Below are 18941 nucleotides of genomic sequence, written 5' to 3'. Positions count from 1 at the left end.
CATGGGAATATTTAATGAAGAATGAACAAGCCGAAACCTCTAATTATGGGCGCAACTAATTAGGGGAGGTTTACACTTTCTGCCTTATTTCTGCTCCAGAAAGAGTTTTTTTGTCGTCCACTTATTGCCTCATTACTCAATTGCTCACCTAACGCCCTGACAACGCATAACGCTAAACTCAAATGCAACAACCATAACCATCGCGGCTCAATGGGACTGGAAACACCACGCGTTGACAGTCCCTCTTGAGGCTTTGTTAAATGTATAAAAACACCTAACCATCAAGCTTCATTGAGGTTTTGGGCATCAATTCGATAATTGAACGCCCAACACCTGCTTGTGAACTGGAGCTTTCATTTTTTATGTAGCCAGTGTCTTGAGGAGAGAAAATACAAGAAGCAGCATGATTGAGAACTATATCTTTAGTTTCACCAGTGACTGCTGCATCTGTTAGTGCTTTATAAGTCATTAGTGCGTTTTGTCTGTGTTTATTAACAATTGCATTATGTTTATGAGATAAAAAGTTTTTTGCAGCTAAGAAAAGCAAGTACGCAATTACACCGAAGATTAGCACCTTACTTGTCATCAATTGTAGTGCTTGTAAGTTATCTTCAGGCTTAAACCATGCTAGTTTGTGAATAAATAAGGTACAAAAAGCGTAAACTCCGAGTGCGATTGCTGCTTGGATCGTTTTAACTCTCCAATATTCAGATTCATTTTCATGAGCTTCAGATTCATCTTTGAAGTATATTGCCTGTTGCGAAACACCTTGTTCAGCAGCAACTTTGCGCACATCGGCTAAAACGTTTTCAGCTTGCTCTTGATGAGCTGTAAGCTCATTAGTAATTACCGTAGCTTCATCTTTGACATTTTGGAGCATTGCTCGCGCTTCATTTTCCATTCTTTGGAAATCAACGGATTTACTGGTTCCGTATGAAATGAATGGGAATAGTTTTTGAAAAGTCTGATCATAAGCAGCAATTACTTGCTGAATGATATGGTCTCGAGGTTGTGTTGGATTTTGATTTTCTACAGTAGTCGGATCAAAATCTAATGCTTGTTGAAAACGATTAAAGTCTGCATCAGCGATTTGCTTGATTTGAAGAAGAATTGCATCAGGAAAGTCTTCCAGTGTAGATAAACCTAACTGGTTATATAATCGAATTAATTTAGACGCTGGCGCTACAATTGCTGAGAAATCAAAATTTCGCCCTAAATCTTCCTCTCGCGCTAAACTTTTTGCCTCAAAAGATTGCATCCTAGCTAAAGACTCTTGTGTAACTGATAACTGACTCATTTAATTACTCCATTGTAAAAATTATACATTTAACGCCCGCTTAAGGGGCAGCCAACGCTACTACCAAGCTTCCGCATAATACTGCAATCACGAAAACCAACGCATAATGAAAATGCCACGCGTTGGCTGTCCCTCTTGAGGTGTTTGTTATGTACGTTGATCTAACAATTGTTGCCAATGTTCATGGCTTAGCGTATTTTCGGAATGTAAATACTACGTTTCTGCATAGTCTCTTCAAAATATGAGACCTTTATGGTCGAGCCTATTCCTAACGGCAGAAAGTCATACAACAAAGTTACATCGCAAGCTAACCCTTTGAAAAATAACTTCCCTCCTAATATTTTTAGAGAACCTTGCCGAAACTTATTCCATAACATAAGGATCCTAGCAGCTACACCACAACACATTATTAATGTAAGCGATTGTATTAAATGATGATTACCACTTTAAAGCCAATAGAAGACAAGCCACAAAAACACGATGTAAGCAAGTTCTGTGAACACATCTCTGTACATATTCGATCTAATGTTATTGTTCATCTTTTCTACCTAGTACACAACGGTGATTAGCAGGCCGTAAGCCGTCTAATCACTTCATGTTATGATACTATGGCAACTAATAATCCTAATACTTACATAAGCATATTATTGCTCATCGCGTTTTATACAGAAGTGTGTTGAATGCCGCAAGTCTGTAGTTTAGTGTTTGCGATGAACGATAGATTCAAGATGAAAGACATCTTTGCTAGCAATGAACAGCCGCTGACTTAGGCGGCTTTTTCTTCTAAGAAAGGACAATCGCTCGATGGTGGAAAAGACACGCTGAAGCCTTGGAGTGTGGTGGAATCTACCCCCATGATACATCTCGGGGATTAACAGCCAACAGCATGGGAAGAATCGATAACTTTTAGTATTGCAAAAACCCGTGAACAGGGTGTGAATGAGTAAAAGGTCTAAGCAACTTTGGGGCAGAATTGAGCTAGCTACAGCAGCTAGCTCTGTGCATTTCCACTTTATGCTGCTTCACTTAATCTCAAGCTTTCATAGTAATCCTCAGCTAAAGCAGTCATTTTAAATTCGGCTTCTATTCCAGCTATCTTTTCTACGGCTTCTTGGATAGATACAAGGTCGACATTAAAGAACTCTTTCCGAAGGTTTACAGCGTTTACACGCTTAGAATTGAATTCACGATGTAGTGCTGTTTCAAGAGCTGGAGCATCATCCGTGTAAATCATGGCATGTACGTCAAATGGGAACGGTACACTTGCATCACCAAGCTCTTTAACCCTGTCCATAGGCTCTAGTCGACGAGTAAGACCGATTTTGTAAACATCCTCACCAAACGAACCAATGTTACTAATCACGTAGACATGCCCTTTACGGGTTTGCTCTGCCATACTCTTAGCTCGTTCTTCTTTCGCTTCAGCTTCAGCAAGCTGTTGTTCAAGGATTGCGATGCGTTGCTCCATTTCAGTACGGTCTTGATCAGTAGCTTTAGCAAGCTCTCGCTGTGCTTTATCAAGTAGATTACGGTACATTTTTTCTTCTTTCTCTGCATCGGAAATCGCTTTTTCAAACTCTTTAATCGCTCTTTGTTCCTCACGGATCTGTTCTTTGATAAGCTTCTGCTCAGCGACTTCTTCCTGCTTTTTAAGTGTGTATTGGTATTGAAGCTTACACTCTTCGAACTTAAGTTCGATGTAATCTATATCGAATCCACACTCTAATGTCGCGGCTGACTTTTCTAGTGTATTGGCAAGCTTTTCTATACGTTCTAGAGTGCGCCCAAACGAACTTGGGGATACCTTCCCAATAAGCAGGTCACATTCAATATTAAAAGCCGTAAGCATGAGCTTAACCTGACCATTTAGAATTTTGTTATTGAATGACTTGTCGTTAGATATCACCGTTGACTCTGGGAAAGTGATCGCTGTTTTATCTTTGATCATGTCTTTTTGCTGCTGCCTAACATCCTTGATCTCTTCGGCGAATCGGGTCGATGTTTCGTAAAGGTACTGTGGCATTTCAAAATGACCATGAGCAGTGTATTCATCAAGTCTTGAATATAAATCGATATCACCCATTAACTCTTCTAGATCAAGTTCCCCTTTATCAATACTGGAGTTAAGCTCGTCTAATGTTGATTTAGCGGAATCCAAAAGCGATTGTTGCTCCTGAATACTTTGTTTTAGCGCATCATCTTGTCCTTTCAGTGCCTGGAGTTCGGCAGTTTCTTCGTTGATCTTTTCAAGTTCTCGTTTTGCTGTTGCATTGGCAGTAATTATTGATTCGCGGCTTATACATGCTGAATCGTATTCTTCTTTTGTTTTTGTTAGCGCTTCATCTAGTGATTTGAATTTCTCTATTTTCTTATCGGCTGAGCTTTTAGTTAGAATATAAGTTAGTACGACAGCTACTAATGACAAGCCCGCCAACATCAGTAAATTATTATCCATTGATTACTTTAAAACCTCTTGTATGAATTGCTTCCTTAAAGCCGCTCGCTCTTCGCATCTATCCTGATACTCTTCTGCGGCGCTAGCTATTGCGTCTTTAAAAGCCTGTTTTGCTGCTGACTTATTTAGTCTTGCTTGCCTCTGTAATTCACGCTGAGCTTCTCGCACTTCTCTTTCGTGCTCTCTCATTGCGTGAGCATGCGCTCGCTCACGAGCTTTCTGCCTGCGCTGGGATTCACGAGCTGCTTGCTTGTTGGCTCGATCTATTGCCTTAACAACCTTTATAGCCGTTCGTAAACCACTACCTCGTCTAGCCAAGGTTTTCCTCCTTTGATGTGGTGTAACACTGACCTTTCGGATGCTAACACAATCGAATATGTGCAACTGGTAGTTATATCAAACAGATGGAATATTTTTAGGTGTTTTAAGGGGGAAGTGATTACTTTTAGTAGGGTAAATTCCTGTTGCCTCATTCTTATAGAGTGCAGGCTCTAAACGATTTTGGGGCAGAAACAGCTTAGAAGTTATGTCCGTTTAAATTCAGTGTCACATAGCAGCTTTACATGTAAGCATTATTATTGGCGTTCTCCCTACGCGGCACACCGCTTCGGTCGGTTCATTCCGTCGCTACGCTCCTCCCCCGATAACTTGAGCCATGTCCATCGAGCAAGCTCGATATGGCTCTAAGTTCCTGCGGACAATCACCCAACGCCTTCGCTACTGCGTAGTTGCGCCTCGTCATACTTCCTCGTTGCCGTTCGTCGTACCTCCTCACATAAAAACTTTCACTGACTTCGATTAAGTTCGAGTAAGGGCTCGGTGTCTTATGTGCCGATTTTCCTTTCAACTCGCATCATTTGATGGCGCTCGCAGGCTGTAAACCATCCTCACCCAGAACCCTCTTTGCAAGGTAGGGCGAAGCCGCTGCGCGCCCTTGCAAAGAAGAACCCTGTTTGAGGAATGGGAGAGCCAAGCGGCTCCATAAAAGTGATACTCAAACAGAAGGAAACTCCTTATGGCACAACGACACTCAACCCCAACTCTCTCTAAATCGAAGGTCAGCGACCAGCGTTTCGCCGCTGGGCACGAAAGCTCACCAAAAAATGATATCTCTCGTTACTTGCTTCGACAATTACCCGTTTCTTTAAAGCCGGAAAACGTGGTTACGGTGGTGATTCGTGGGGAGCGTTTTGGTTCATGGGATACACCCCGCGAGCTATGGGAGGCAGGTTATCAAGTCGTGGCGGTTGATTCGAATGGCAATGAGAAATTCGTTAAGAACTTTCTACTTTCACAACTTTCAATATCGGCAATTAAACAAGAGTGTGGCGCAATAGCAAAAGCCCTAACTGCCACATTAATTGATACCACCATTAATTTTAACGTTGAGGCTTAAGTTATGAAATATCTATCAGATTACATCCAACAACCACAAACCGCTTTATTTGATGAGCTAGGCGCATTCTTCGCTTTTTCTAATAAGCAGTTCGACGAAGCTAAGAAAAAAGGCGTTGAATACGTGTCTCTTGGTATGGGAATGATTGTGCCAAAAAACAACGCTAAGAAATTAGTCGAACGCTTAGAGGAAATTCAAAAAGAAGGGATTAAGCAAGATATTGCCGAAAATGGCAAGGAGGCAATTATTCGTCGTGAACTCTCTAATCACGAGTGTTTTTATACCAATGATATTACCGACTGTGTGGAAAAGCTCGAAGAGTATGGTTATTCATACGACGATGTTTATCAAGTGTATAGACAGTGGCGAACGTACTACGAATAAACCAGAAATAAAATCGCCTGGATATTTGCTCTAACAAATATCAAGGCATGTTCAAAATATAATTGTATGAGGTATTAAATAATGAACACACTAAACACTACCCAAGCTCAAGATGATTTAAAAGCAAAAACGTATGTTTGTACGGCTATTCCTTTTGACTTAGGAAAAACGGTAATGACACAAGGTGTTGCTGATATACTAGAAAATAACAGTGGTTCACAGGGGAGTTTGTCTATTGCGCTGGCTCGTCATAAAAATGGGGATTGGGGCTCTATCTGCATAGAAGATAAAATCACGAATGATGAAGCTACCCGAATAGGCGAACGGGTTTTATCTGAATATAAATTGTGTGGTGAGCGTATCTGGATTATTACCGAAAGAGATAGAAGTGTTACCACGGTTTTGTTACCGATTGAATATTAATCTCTTCAAATGTGCGATAAAATGGAGTCCTGATGGACTCCATTTTTTTGCTTATGAAAAAATCATGTTTACCATTGCTTATTTTTCCTAGTGCGGTTTCGGCATTTTGCTTTGAAGAGGCTGGAGAGCATTATAACGTATCACCTGATTTGCTTAGAGCTATTGCGCGAGTAGAAAGCAGTCTTAGACCCAACGCTTACAACGAAAACAAAAATCAAAATGGTGAAATAATTAGCCGTGATTTTGGATTAATGCAAATTAACTCGTCTTGGTTTCCTCGTTTCGCTGAATTCAATGTTAATGAATCCAACGTTTACGAGCCGTGTTTTAATGTGTCGCTTGGCGCTTGGGTATTAGCGTCTAACTTTGCCAGTCATGGTTATAACTGGAACAGTGTCGGTGCTTATAATGCTGGATTTTCCAAACGCACCGAGAGTGCCCGAAAAATATACATCCAAAAAGTTCAAGCCGTTTATTTTTCTCCAAACTTCAAATAACACATGTCGCACCGTTGTGGTGCAAGTGGCATTTCGTTGATCTCCTCTCCAAGCCTGGCACACGTTGCCTGTTCTTCCCGTTTCAATCGCCACCGTTCGGCTTTTCGCTTCGCACTGGCTGCAACCCCTCCGCTCTAGATTGTTAACCGATGAGTGATCATTGTTAGCGTCGTAGGGTCTTTGAGTAGGAACCACACACCACGTCATAATCTGGCGATTATGGATGGTTGTCTGTAGTAAGTGTTTGATAGTTAAAGAGTGTGTAGTTTGTGTCTTTCATTGATACGACATGTTTTTACGAATTTTTCGTGATTCTATGTCCCTATATGAAGGTACTAAACGATGAAAAAAATCTTACTCACACAACGCTTTGTCGAACGCACCCCGCCTGACCATCTGATTCAAGAGTTCTACGATACAAAAGTCCCTGAATTGTATTTAAGAGTGTATCCATCAGGAGGTAAGCGTTTTTATATTCGCTTTCAGCATGAAGGGTTAAGGGTTCATCGAAAGCTTGGCAAAGCGACCGACTTGTCATTACGAGAGGCGCGAAAACAGGTGATGAATGAAGTTCACCAGACTCGCTATCTGGAGGATACGAAAGAGCTGCCACCAATAACGCTTCACCTCTTCGCTGAGGAGTTTTTTGAGCGTTATCCGCGTCACTGGAAACCAAGAACAACGGTAAAGAACAAGAGAGCTTTTCGGTTACATATTGCGCCCATCTTAGGCGATAGACAGGTTCATACTATAGAGCGAAGAGATGTTGAAAGGTGGTTTGCTAAGCTAACTCATGTTAAAGGCACCGCGAACCAGGCGTTAGTGTTGATGTCTGTCATGATGCAGCAGTGTGAGGCGTGGGGGTATCGACATAAAAACACTAACCCGTGTCGTCACTTTAAGCGTTATAAAGCGGGAGAGGTCGAACGCTACCTCAGTCCGGAAGAGTTGCGCCGCCTATGGCATGTGCTCGATACGTTGGAACCCGATAATCCAATGCTCGTCATGATTATCCGATTGTTAATCTATACGGGGTGCCGCTCTTCGGAAGTGAGAACGTTGCAATGGAAAGATTACAGGGGAGGGCATTGGCATTTATCAGACAGCAAAACCGGCGCAAAAACGGTGTACCTTTGCTCACAGGTTAGAGCGTATCTAAAAGAGTGGCGAGCAAATAGTGACTATTTGTTTCCAGCTAAATGCCAGACCAAGCCAATATCTGAGGCAGCCTTGGGGTCATTTTGGCGTAAAGTGCGTCGTTTAACTGAATTAGACGGTGTTCGCCTCCATGATTTACGCCACACATACGCCAGTATTGCGATTCAGTCCAATATTAACTTAACGGTACTGAGTCGTTTATTGGGTCATGCGGAAGTGGAAACAACGTTGAAATACGCCCACTTAAGCAGTCTGGACGCTTGTAAAGCGGCTTCTCGTATCTCTGATGCGTTGGTTAAGGGGATGCGCTCATGAACTATATCAAACTTACTCAGCAAAAGATTAAGAGCTTATTGCCTCAATCCAAAACGTATACTGTTTGGGATACAAAACAATATGGGTTTGGGGTGCGAGTAGGCAAAGATACCTCCCGTTTTTATGTCATCAAGACAGACGGTGGAAATAAGATTGTGGCACCTGTAGGTAGCCTTTCTTTGAGTCAGGCTCGTCAAAAATCGTTAAGCCTGATGCAGCGTAAGGGTAGGGCAGTAGGAGCGAGGCGCTTTGATGTGTTGGTGCAAGATGAATGGTTAGATAATGTATGTTCGACATGGAAACCCAGCTCGCAGAAAGGAGCGAGAGGTGCATTAAATAAACACCTATTGCCGGCATTCGGTCGTTACCCTGTCACCCGTATTGGTTCGTGCCATGTGCAGCGTTGGTTTGATGAGTTAAGCCAGGACTATGCCGGAGCGGCTAATCGCACTCTTGATGTACTTCGCTCCATTTTTAATTATGCCGAGAGGCAAGGGTATTGTTTGAACAATCCTTGTGATGGTATCAAGCAGAACCGAAAAAAGAAGTTGAATCGCTTTTTAAGTCTGGATGAATTATCACGACTTGAAGATGCTTTAAGAGCAGTGAGTCAACAGGGAAAGATTGAGGCGTGTTGCTGTCAGGTCATAAAGCTTGTGCTTTTAACGGGGTGTCGGATTTCTGAAGTGACGGGGCTGCAATGGTCATTTGTGAAAGGAGATGAGTGGCATTTGCCAGACAGTAAAACGGGAGCGAAAGTAGTATATGTGGGTAAGGGTGCTCGAAAACTTCTTTTGCAGATAGGTAAGCAGTTTTTTGATGTAAATGCTGATTTGGATGATGTTTTTCCACCTCTTCGGTGTTATGTGAGCCGACCTACTAAGGTTACTATGATTTGGCAAAGAGTGCGGGTGTTAGCTGATATTGCCGATGTACGTATCCATGATTTACGCCATACTTTTGCCAGTTATGCGGTACTGGAAGGTTATCCGCTCCCGATGGTGGCTAAACTCCTTGGCCATAAGCGCATTTCTTCAACACTTCGCTATATGCATGTCAGTGAATGTCATGTAACAGAGGCAGCAGAGTTTATGGGGACGGTAATAACGGGGGTGTTAACAGAGTCTAAAGACGTAAAACCCAAAAAACGAAAACATACCACAAAGGCATTGAAGGCCGACAATCCTAACGCTAAACCAAAGGTAAGAAAAGGGGTGCTCAGCACCTCGCCAGAATTAACGGATAAGCAAGTAAGTGATATTAGAGCTGAGTTGGATTTTTTAAGTTGGTAACGACCTTGGATTCCTATAAAGCCACTTTTTTAGGGAGTGGCTTATCTTGTTATTGCCCCAAAATCCGTTAGTGCAAAGATTCCAATTCACTCTAGTCTGCAATATTTTTCAGCCCCCCTAACTGTATAGCCATTCAATTTGCCGCATCTAAACTTAATAAGGCCACTTTTAAAGTTAGACTGGAGGTCAATTATGTGGACGAAGAAAGGTCATCTAACTGGGCAGAAAAAGCCTTTCAAGCTTGAAGACATCTGGCGAATTCGCACGAGACTAGAAATCGAAGGCAATATCATGGAACTAGCCCTGCTCAATCTTGCCATCTTGCCATCGATTGCAAGTTGCGTTCTTGTGACTTGCTAAGAATGAAAGTGAGGGATATTTCTTCCGGTGGTGTGATTCAAGATCGGGTGCTTTACAGCCAACTATCGCCTCAAGACTATCTGTTTCCTAGCCCTCGAAAACAAGGTAGGGCAATGAGTTATAGCTGCTATGCAACTATTATTCGCCGTTGGGCAACGGAACTTGGCTACGATCCCTATCTGTATGGCACGCATTCCATGCGTCGCACTAAAGCGACACTGATCTATGCTCGAACCAAAAACATTCGCGCTGTTCAGTTATTGCTTGGCCACGTGAAGTTGGATAATACCATTCAATATTTAGGCGTAGAAATAGAGGATGCGTTAAATATCTCAGAAGGGATAGATTCATAGCAAGGTGATGATACATTTCGATAGGAATGTCATGGTTATCGTAATAAAAATAAATATTTAAATTCAGATAGTTATTAAATCCCCTTGTGGTGTGAATGCCGTATTTTCGCTGTCGTTAATGCCGTATTTATTCCTAACACATCAACGTTGCGTTATAATGCCAATACATAAGAAAGTTAGGAGGTTCAAATGACAGCAGTAGACCGCATTTATCAAAAGATAAAGCGTTCAAGACGGTATGTGTTTGAACGCAAAGACTTTGATGGATTTGCAAGCTATGACCAAATAGGTCGGGCACTGAGGCAACTTGTGCAGCAAGGTGAGTTAATGAAGCTTGGCTATGGTTTGTATACCAAAGCAAGAATTAACAGCCTCACTGGCAAGCCCATGCCCACTAATCCGGGAGGGACCGATGCCCTTATGCGAGAAATTCTTAAAATGAAAGGCGTCGATTTTGAAATGGATAGTCTATCGCTACAAAGTCTTTCAGGTACGAGTACCCAAATCCCATCCTCCGTTCAATACTCATGGAACCCCAAACAGTTTAATCGCAAATTGGCTGTCGGTAACCGAGTATTAAACTCGCCGAGTTAATATGGAAAAATTAAAACAACAATTTCTTGAGGTTTCCGATGCGCTTGAGCTCGGAAACCCAGCCATTATTGAAAAAGATTACTGGGTCGTCGCTTTACTTGCAGAATTAGCGAAAGTGTCTCCAGTGCATCATCAAATGGTCTTTTCTGGCGGGACTGCTCTAGCAAAGTCCAACGTTAAGATCCTTCGAATGTCAGAAGACGTCGACATTAAATTGATCCCAAAACCCGCATTTGAAGAACTAAGCCGCGCCCAAAAGAAAGCGGCTCGTAAGGTATGCATTAACGAGATTGAGCAGGCGATTACCCAATCAGAGCGATTCACCGTCGAAGCACGGCTTGTGCGTGATGAGTATCGCTATATTGAATTGGAACTTCGATACCCACAGCAGTTTAGTCAAGCGCCATGTCTTCGCCCCATAATTAAGCTGGAGTTGATGGAGACAATACCACTGCTTGATGTAGAGCCTCGCAGCATTCAATCACTGGTCGCAGAGCTGTATAAGCAGCCACAAGAAGTGAAGGCTTTCGATTGCGTCTCTATCCACGCGACCTTAGTTGAAAAAGTGATATCAATGTTGCGCCGTACAATGTCAGTCAAGCGCAGTGCTGAGCGTAAGGATGATGCCACGCTTGTTCGCCATATTTATGATGTTTACTGTATTTTAAAGACCGAAGGCCAGAAAGAAAGCCTCGATCTGAAAGCACTTACACCGTTATTTAAAACGGTGTTGGAAGAAGATATTGAGCGCTTCGGCAATCAGCATGCAGAGTTTGTCTACAATCCTAAACAAGAGCTACAACTCGGGCTGAAAGAGCTTGAAGAAAACCCAGTTTTTCGACAGCGCTTTCAAGATTTTGTTACCCCTATGGTATTTAACACCGAGCCTCATGATTTTGATACCTGCTTTGCTTCCTTCAGAAGCGTAGCGGAAAAGTTAATTTCAACAATTTAGTTAAGACACTAGTTTGCTAGTTACCCTACTCGTGGTGTATCAGCAAATTAACACCGAACAAGAGTGAGTTGCCCAAGCGTGGGCAAACACAGAGAAATCAGGAAATACTACCATGACAAGCACTCAACAACGCGCCGCGCTTCAACGCCAAATCTGGCAAATCGCCAACGACGTACGCGGCTCGGTAGATGGCTGGGATTTTAAACAATACGTACTCGGCACCTTGTTCTACCGTTTTATCAGTGAGAACTTTGCCAACTACATTGAAGGTGGTGATGACAGCATCAACTACGCCGAACTAAGCGATGACATCATCACCGATGACATCATCACCGATGCGGTCAAAACCAAAGGCTATTTCATCTACCCGAGCAACCTGTTTGTCAACGTGGTGGTCGATGCCCACAAAAACAACAACTTGAATACCAATTTGGCCGATATCTTCAAGTCAATTGAAAACTCAGCCAATGGCTACGAGTCGGAAGGCGATATCAAAGGCCTGTTTGCAGACTTTGATACCACCAGTAACCGCTTAGGTAACACAGTAAAAGATAAGAACAAGCGTCTTGCCGATGTGCTCAAAGGCGTAGCAGGGCTTAACCTAGGAGATTTCGAAGATAACCAAATCGATCTGTTTGGTGATGCCTACGAGTTTTTGATCTCCAACTACGCTGCTAATGCTGGTAAGTCAGGTGGCGAGTTCTTCACCCCACAAAATGTTTCTAAGCTGATTGCACAGCTAGCCATGCATAAGCAAACCAGCGTCAATAAAATCTATGACCCAGCGGCAGGCTCAGGTTCTTTGCTGCTGCAAGCCAAGAAACACTTCGATGCGCATATCATTGAAGACGGCTTTTTTGGTCAGGAAATTAACCACACCACCTTTAACCTTGCGCGTATGAACATGTTTTTGCACAACATCAACTACGACAAGTTCAATATGCAGTTGGGAGATACGCTGAGAGATCCACACTTTGGCGACGATAAACCCTTTGATGCCATTGTGTCTAACCCGCCTTACTCGGTTAAGTGGATTGGTAGTGATGACCCAACCCTTATCAACGATGAACGCTTTGCGCCAGCGGGTGTACTCGCCCCTAAGAGCAAAGCCGACTTTGCCTTTGTATTGCATGCATTGAGCTATCTATCCAGCAAAGGCCGCGCAGCCATCGTCTGCTTCCCTGGCATCTTCTACCGTGGTGGAGCTGAGAAAAAGATCCGTCAGTATTTGGTGGATAACAATTATGTGGAAACGGTGATCTCGCTGGCACCGAACCTGTTCTTTGGCACCACCATTGCGGTGAATATTCTGGTGCTGTCTAAGAGCAAAACCGATACCACTACACAGTTTATCGATGCCAGCGGTAAGGATTTCTTCAAAAAAGAAACCAACAACAATGTGATGCACGATAATCACATCGAAGAAGTGATGAAGCTTTTCGACAGCAAAGCCAATGTTGACCATGTGGCAGCGCAAATTGATAACAGCAAGATTGCCGAGAACGACTACAACCTGTCGGTAAGTAGCTATGTGGAAGCAAAAGATACCCGCGAACAGATTAATATTGCTGAGCTTAACCAAGAGATAGCGACAACTGTGGCTAAGATTGACGGGCTGCGTAAAGGCATTGATGCGATTGTTACGGAGATTGAAGCATGAGCAATCTAGGCTTTATGGAAAAATTGCTGGATGGTGCAGACGTTGAATGGAAGCCACTCAAAGATGTGCTAAATCGCACTAAAGGGACAAAAATAACTGCCGGACAGATGAAGACCCTGCACAAGGACAAAGCACCTCTGAAAATATTTGCTGGAGGTAAAACTTTTGCATTTGTAGATTTTAAAGATATTCCTGAAAAGGATATAAACAGAGAGCCTTCGATTATCGTTAAATCTCGTGGGGTGATTGAGTTTGAGTATTATGACAAGCCCTTTTCGCATAAAAGCGAAATGTGGTCATATCACTCCGATGGCTCTGCGATTAACGTAAAGTATGCTTATCATTATTTGAAAATGAGCGAACCTCATTTCCAAAATGTTGGCAGCAAGATGCAAATGCCACAAATTGCCACGCCTGATACGGATAAGTTTGAGATCCCAATCCCCAGCCCAGATAACCCAGAAAAATCGCTGGCGATCCAAGCGGAAATCGTGCGGATTCTGGACACATTCACCGCCCTGACAACCGAGCTTACAACTGAGCTTAGCGCACGCAAAAAACAATACAACTATTATCGCGATCAGTTGTTGAGCTTTGAAAATGGCGAAGTTGAGTGGAAACCTTTGGGGGATATTGGCGAGTTCATTCGTGGAAAACGTTTTACTAAAAAAGACTTCGTGACTGATGGCGGTGTAAAGGTTATCCATTACGGTGAAATTTACACTCACTACGGTACTTCCGCTACACATGCTATTTCACAAGTTCGCTCTGACTTAGAAGGTTCACTTCGCTTTGCTGAGCCAAATGACGTCATTGTATCCAGCGTGAGTGAAACTATCGAAGATGTGGGTAAGGCTGTCGCTTGGCTAGGTGAAGATAAAGTAGCAATTCATGATGATAGCTATGCTATCCGTCACTCACTAAATCCGAAATATTTGTCTTATTGTCTACAAACCGAAAACTTTACTATGCAGAAAGTTAAGCACGTGAGTCGAGGGAAAGTAAAAAGATTGCTTATTGATGGAGTGTCAAAGGTAAAAATTCCGGTTCCATTTCCAAATGATCCAAAAAAGTCACGTATTGAACAAGACCGTATTGTCGCTATCTTGGATAAATTTGACACGCTAACCAACTCAATCAGCGAAGGTTTGCCTCGTGAAATTGAACTGCGTCAAAAGCAATACGAATACTACCGCAATTTGCTGCTGAGCTTCCCAAAACCTGAAGTAACGGTGGATATGTAAGATGAGCAAGCCACTTAGCGAGATTGCACAAGACCTTCAAACATCGCCTAAGAAAGTGCAGTTGATCTATGCCTTTAACGGTACCGGTAAAACACGTCTTTCCCGTTTGTTTAAGCAATTAGTCTCCCCAAAGCTTGATGAGAATGGGGAGCAAGCACCATTAAAAGCACTGTATTACAATGCCTTCACAGAAGATCTGTTTTATTGGGATAACGATTTAGATGGTGATGCAGATAGAAAGTTGAAAATTCAACCTAATGCTTTCACTAACTGGGTACTGGAAGAGCAAGGGCAAGGGCCGGCAATTATCGAACACTTTCAGCGACTAAGCAGTAGCGTTATTGAACCTTTATTCAGTGCTGATTTTTCAGAAATCAGTTTTACGATGACAGGTGACGCACAAGGTAACCCGATAAAGATCTCCAAGGGGGAAGAGAGCAACTTGGTTTGGAGTGTCTTTTACAGCCTATTGGAACTAGCCATTGAAGAATTAAGCAGCGCTCAAGATGATAGAAGTACTGATAAATTTGATAATTTAGAGTATGTGTTCATCGATGACCCGGTGAGTTCTCTCGATGATAATCACTTGATTGAACTCGCAGTTGACTTGGCGAAGTTAGTAAAATCTAGCGAATCTGACTTGAAATTTATCATTACGACACATAATCCGCTATTTTATAATGTTCTTTCTAATGAATTTAATAACAAGCTAGCGAAAGATCCTACAGCCGAAACAATTCAATGGATTTATAGAGAGAATCAATCCCTGAGGTCGCGTTTAGATAAAAAATCTGATGGTACATTTGTACTCACTGAATTGGGGAATAAGACACCTTTCTCATATCACTTGTATCTTCTATCTGAGATTAAGGAAGCTATTCGTAATGATCAAATAATGAAATATCACTTCAGCTTTCTACGAAATATCTTGGAGAAAACAGCAACATTTTTAGGACACAAAGGCTGGGTAGAGCTACTTCCTAAAGCGGCTGATGGTAACCCTGACCCATTTGCCAATAGAATTCTGAACCTTTCAAGTCATTCTGCGCATGCCGGTGAGGAGACTGGAGAAGTAGAAACCAATGATAAACAGAAGTTAGAAGAGCTTGTTAATTTTTTAAGTAGTGAGTACGGATTCTGGCAGCAGGAAGCACAAAATGACTGATTACAAAACTATCGCAGAATCCAACAGCTTTATCGTGCTCAACAAGTACACCAGAGACTGGCAGATCAAAGAAAGCTACCAAAGCGAAGATGCACTGGAGCGCGAACTGATTGAGGATCTGAAAAATCAGGGTTATGAGTTTTTGCCTGAGTTAAATAGCCCCAAAAAGATGCTGGCGAATGTGCGCGAGCAGTTGCAAAAACTCAATAATGTGACTTTTCTTGACGGTGAGTGGCAACGTTTTGTTGAGCAGTACTTAGACAATCCCAGCGATAACATCACTGACAAGGCCCGCAAAATCCACGATGACTATATTCATGACTTTGTGTTTGATGATGGTCATATCGAGAACATCTACCTGGTCGACAAGCTGCACCTAACTCGCAACAAGGTGCAGGTAATAAAGCAGTTTGAACAAACTGGCAGCGCCGCCAACCGCTATGATGTGACAATTCTGGTCAATGGCCTGCCGTTGGTTCACATCGAACTGAAAAAGCGCGGCGTAGCCATTCGTGAAGCATTTAATCAGGTGCATCGCTACAGCAAAGAGAGCTTTAACACCGACAACTCGCTGTATAAGTTTTTGCAGTTGTTTGTGATCTCCAACGGCACCGATACCCGTTACTTTGCCAATACCACCAAACGCAACAAGAACAGCTTTGATTTCACCATGAACTGGGCGAAGTCAGACAACTCACTGCTCAAAGATCTAAAAGATTTCACGGCGACCTTCTTCCAGAAAAATACCCTGCTGGATGTGCTGTTTCACTACTGCGTGTTTGATGTCAGCAATAATCTGCTGGTGATGCGCCCCTACCAAATCGCCGCTACAGAGCGCATTTTGTGGAAGATCAACAGCGCTTATCAAACCAGGAACTGGAGTAAAACAGAGAGCGGCGGCTTTATCTGGCACACCACCGGCTCTGGTAAGACACTCACCAGCTTTAAAGCGGCGCGACTGGCCACAGAGCTGGAGTTTGTCGACAAGGTGTTCTTTGTGGTTGACCGTAAAGATCTCGACTATCAGACCATGAAAGAGTACCAGCGCTTTTCACCCGATAGCGTTAATGGCTCTGACAGTACCGCAGGACTTAAGCGCAATCTGGATAAAGATGACAACAAAATCATCGTTACCACTATTCAAAAGCTCAACAACCTCATCAAGAGCGAAAGTGCGCTACCAGTGTACCAGCAGCAGGTAGTATTTATCTTTGATGAGTGCCATCGAAGTCAGTTTGGTGAAGCGCAAAAGAACCTGAAGAAGAAGTTTAAAAAATACTATCAATTTGGTTTCACCGGAACACCGATCTTCCCAGACAACGCCTTGGGCGCAGAAACCACAGGTAGCGTGTTTGGTCGAGAACTGCATTCTTATGTCATCACTGATGCAATCCGTGATGAAAAGGTTTTAAAGTTCAAGGTCGATTACAACGATGTTCGTCCGAAATTTAAGGATATTGAAACCGAAACCGATGAGAAGAAGCTTAGCGCACTGGACAAGAAGAAGGCCTTTTTACACCCACAGCGTATTAGTGAAATTACTCAGTACATTCTGAATACCTTCCGCCAGAAAACCCACCGCCAGCAAATGGGCGGCAAAGGTTTTAACGCCATGTTTGCTGTGAGCAGCGTGGATACCGCTAAGGCTTACTATGAGCGCTTCAAGCAGCTTCAGGAGGAAAGCGAACAAAGCAAGACGGCTAGGAAACCGCTCAAAGTCGCCACTATCTTTTCGTTTGCCGCCAACGAAGAGCAAGATGCGATTGGGGATATTCAAGATGAGGGCTTTGATGTATCAGCGATGGACAGTAGCGCTAAAGAATTTTTAAGCGCCGCCATTGATGACTACAACGCCAGTTTTAAAACTAACTTTAGTGTCGATAGCAAAGGTTTCCAAAACTACTACCGCGACTTAGCACAACGGGTTAAAAACCAGGAAGTCGACCTACTCATTGTTGTAGGAATGTTCCTTACTGGCTTCGATGCGCCAACACTTAACACCTTATTTGTAGATAAGAACCTTCGTTATCACGGTTTGATGCAGGCTTATTCACGCACCAACCGCATTTACGATGCCACCAAGACCTTTGGCAACATTGTGACTTTCCGTGACTTAGAAAAAGCGACTGTTGATGCCATCACCCTGTTCGGTGACAAGAACACCAAGAACGTGGTGCTGGAGAAAAGCTATCAAGAGTACATGGAGGGCTTTAAAGACCTTGTAACTGGAGAAGCTCGAAGGGGTTATCAGGCGGTAGTCGCTGAGCTGAAAGAACGATTTCCGGATCCATCAGCGATTGAAACCGAGAAAGACAAAAAGGCCTTTGTGAAACTGTTTGGTGAATATCTGCGCGTAGAAAACGTACTGCAAAACTACGATGAATTTGCGGGCTTAAAAGCCCTGCAAAGTGTCGATATGGACGATGTAGAAGTGGTTGAGGCATTCAAGGCGAAGTATTACGTTGATGATGACGCTATTGCAAAAATGCAAGCGATTGATGTGCCAGCAGAGCGCCTGATTCAGGATTACCGTTCAACCTACAACGATACCCGCGACTGGTTGCGCCAACAAAAAAAGAGCAAAGACAAAAACGAGTCCACCATCGACTGGGATGACGTGGTTTTTGAAGTTGACCTGCTGAAATCACAAGAGATCAATCTCGATTACATCCTTGAGCTGATTTTCGAGAAAAACAAGCAGCGCAAGAGTAAATCAGAACTGATTGACGAAGTGCGCCGGATGATCCGCGCCAGCCTAGGCAACCGTGCCAAAGAAACCTTAATAGTTGATTTTATCGAGCAAACGGACTTGGATGAACTTGATGATAGAGTAAGTATCATTGAAGCTTTCTATATCTTTGCCCAAGCGGAGCAAAAGCGAGAAGCAGAGGATTTGATCAACAGCGAAAATCTCGTTGAAGACGCTGCCAAGCGCTATATAACGACATCACTGAAACGTGAATATGCCAGTGAAAACGGCACTGAGCTTAACTCCACGTTACCAAAGATGAGTCCACTGAACCCACAATACAAAACCAAGAAACAAAGTGTGTTTCAGAAGATCGTTGCTTTTGTGGAGAAGTTCAAAGGTGTAGGTGGGCCGGTTTAACAGTGTTTAGAGCTCTTTATAATATCGCTAGACAACAACATAGCTTTAGGGAAAAGAGCTCATACTCACTTAGGTATGTAGTGCCACATTACGATAACTTTATATTCATTTATATCGTTTATTTATTTAGCACTTTCGATTTAAATGGCCTTTCGAAAACTAGCGTGGTGAGTAATAGAACTAAACAATATTTGTCCATTTTTTAGATATATTTGAGTAAAAGGAATAAAATTAGACATTACATCAACTCTTAGAAAGAGTGTTTGAATAAGCTAATATTTAAT

The 18941-nt window shown here is 42.8% G+C and carries 15 protein-coding genes and 1 pseudogene; 13 read left to right on the top strand and 3 right to left on the bottom strand.

Features of this window, described 5'->3' with window-relative positions; translation table 11 throughout:
• Window positions 1-274: 274 nt before the first annotated feature.
• From ACQEXP_RS08860 to ACQEXP_RS08850, 3 genes are all read right to left on the bottom strand, one after another.
• Window positions 275-1297 (bottom strand): hypothetical protein, encoded by a 1023-nt coding sequence (locus tag ACQEXP_RS08860; RefSeq protein WP_426969466.1) that lies wholly within the window; start codon window positions 1295-1297, stop codon window positions 275-277.
• Between the two features lie 1012 nt (window positions 1298-2309).
• Window positions 2310-3752, bottom strand: coding sequence for a DUF4041 domain-containing protein (locus ACQEXP_RS08855; RefSeq protein ID WP_426969464.1), 1443 nt, complete (start codon window positions 3750-3752; stop codon window positions 2310-2312).
• Between the two features lie 3 nt (window positions 3753-3755).
• Entirely contained in the window at window positions 3756-4070 is a 315-nt protein-coding gene (locus ACQEXP_RS08850; protein ID WP_104038400.1) for a hypothetical protein, read from the bottom strand.
• 697 nt (window positions 4071-4767) lie between these two features.
• Here ACQEXP_RS08850 and ACQEXP_RS08845 point away from each other — a divergent pair.
• The 13 genes and pseudogenes from ACQEXP_RS08845 (at window position 4768) to ACQEXP_RS08785 (ending at window position 18657) form a co-directional block, all read left to right on the top strand.
• Entirely contained in the window at window positions 4768-5148 is a 381-nt protein-coding gene (locus tag ACQEXP_RS08845) for a hypothetical protein (protein ID WP_426969463.1), read from the top strand.
• A gap of 3 nt (window positions 5149-5151) precedes the next feature.
• On the top strand, window positions 5152-5532 hold the full coding sequence (locus ACQEXP_RS08840; RefSeq protein WP_426969461.1) for a DUF7659 family protein: 381 nt from the start codon (window positions 5152-5154) through the stop codon (window positions 5530-5532).
• 81 nt (window positions 5533-5613) lie between these two features.
• A complete protein-coding gene (locus tag ACQEXP_RS08835; protein ID WP_426969460.1) occupies window positions 5614-5955 on the top strand; it encodes a type I restriction endonuclease subunit M in 342 nt (113 codons plus the stop codon).
• 53 nt (window positions 5956-6008) lie between these two features.
• Window positions 6009-6452, top strand: coding sequence for a lytic transglycosylase domain-containing protein (locus ACQEXP_RS08830; RefSeq protein WP_426969491.1), 444 nt, complete (start codon window positions 6009-6011; stop codon window positions 6450-6452).
• Between the two features lie 342 nt (window positions 6453-6794).
• Entirely contained in the window at window positions 6795-7925 is a 1131-nt protein-coding gene (locus ACQEXP_RS08825) for a tyrosine-type recombinase/integrase (protein ID WP_426969458.1), read from the top strand.
• On the top strand, window positions 7922-9217 hold the full coding sequence (locus ACQEXP_RS08820; protein ID WP_426969456.1) for a tyrosine-type recombinase/integrase: 1296 nt from the start codon (window positions 7922-7924) through the stop codon (window positions 9215-9217). Before ACQEXP_RS08825 ends, ACQEXP_RS08820 begins: the two co-directional genes overlap by 4 nt.
• A 192-nt stretch (window positions 9218-9409) precedes the next feature.
• Window positions 9410-9930: pseudogene (locus ACQEXP_RS08815) on the top strand (tyrosine-type recombinase/integrase).
• A gap of 189 nt (window positions 9931-10119) precedes the next feature.
• Window positions 10120-10524: a DUF6088 family protein gene (locus tag ACQEXP_RS08810; protein ID WP_371693100.1), complete on the top strand. Its 405-nt coding sequence runs from the start codon at window positions 10120-10122 to the stop codon at window positions 10522-10524.
• 1 nt (window position 10525) lies between these two features.
• Entirely contained in the window at window positions 10526-11479 is a 954-nt protein-coding gene (locus tag ACQEXP_RS08805) for a nucleotidyl transferase AbiEii/AbiGii toxin family protein (protein WP_426969454.1), read from the top strand.
• Between the two features lie 112 nt (window positions 11480-11591).
• Window positions 11592-13139, top strand: coding sequence for a type I restriction-modification system subunit M (locus ACQEXP_RS08800; RefSeq protein WP_426969452.1), 1548 nt, complete (start codon window positions 11592-11594; stop codon window positions 13137-13139).
• A 14-nt stretch (window positions 13140-13153) separates the two neighbouring features.
• Window positions 13154-14383 (top strand): restriction endonuclease subunit S, encoded by a 1230-nt coding sequence (locus ACQEXP_RS08795; protein WP_426969450.1) that lies wholly within the window; start codon window positions 13154-13156, stop codon window positions 14381-14383.
• 1 nt (window position 14384) lies between these two features.
• Window positions 14385-15548, top strand: coding sequence for an AAA family ATPase (locus tag ACQEXP_RS08790; RefSeq protein WP_426969448.1), 1164 nt, complete (start codon window positions 14385-14387; stop codon window positions 15546-15548).
• Window positions 15541-18657, top strand: a complete 3117-nt coding sequence (locus ACQEXP_RS08785; RefSeq protein WP_426969446.1) for an HsdR family type I site-specific deoxyribonuclease — start codon at window positions 15541-15543, stop codon at window positions 18655-18657. The genes ACQEXP_RS08790 and ACQEXP_RS08785 overlap by 8 nt, the downstream gene beginning before the upstream one ends.
• The last annotated feature ends 284 nt before the right edge of the window (window positions 18658-18941 follow it).

The organism is Vibrio sp. TRT 1302, from assembly GCF_050113875.1.
In the GTDB taxonomy this organism is placed as follows: Bacteria; Pseudomonadota; Gammaproteobacteria; order Enterobacterales; family Vibrionaceae; genus Vibrio.
The sequence above is the reverse complement of the archived record's forward strand: the minus strand, read 5'-3'. Positions and strand labels throughout refer to the sequence as shown.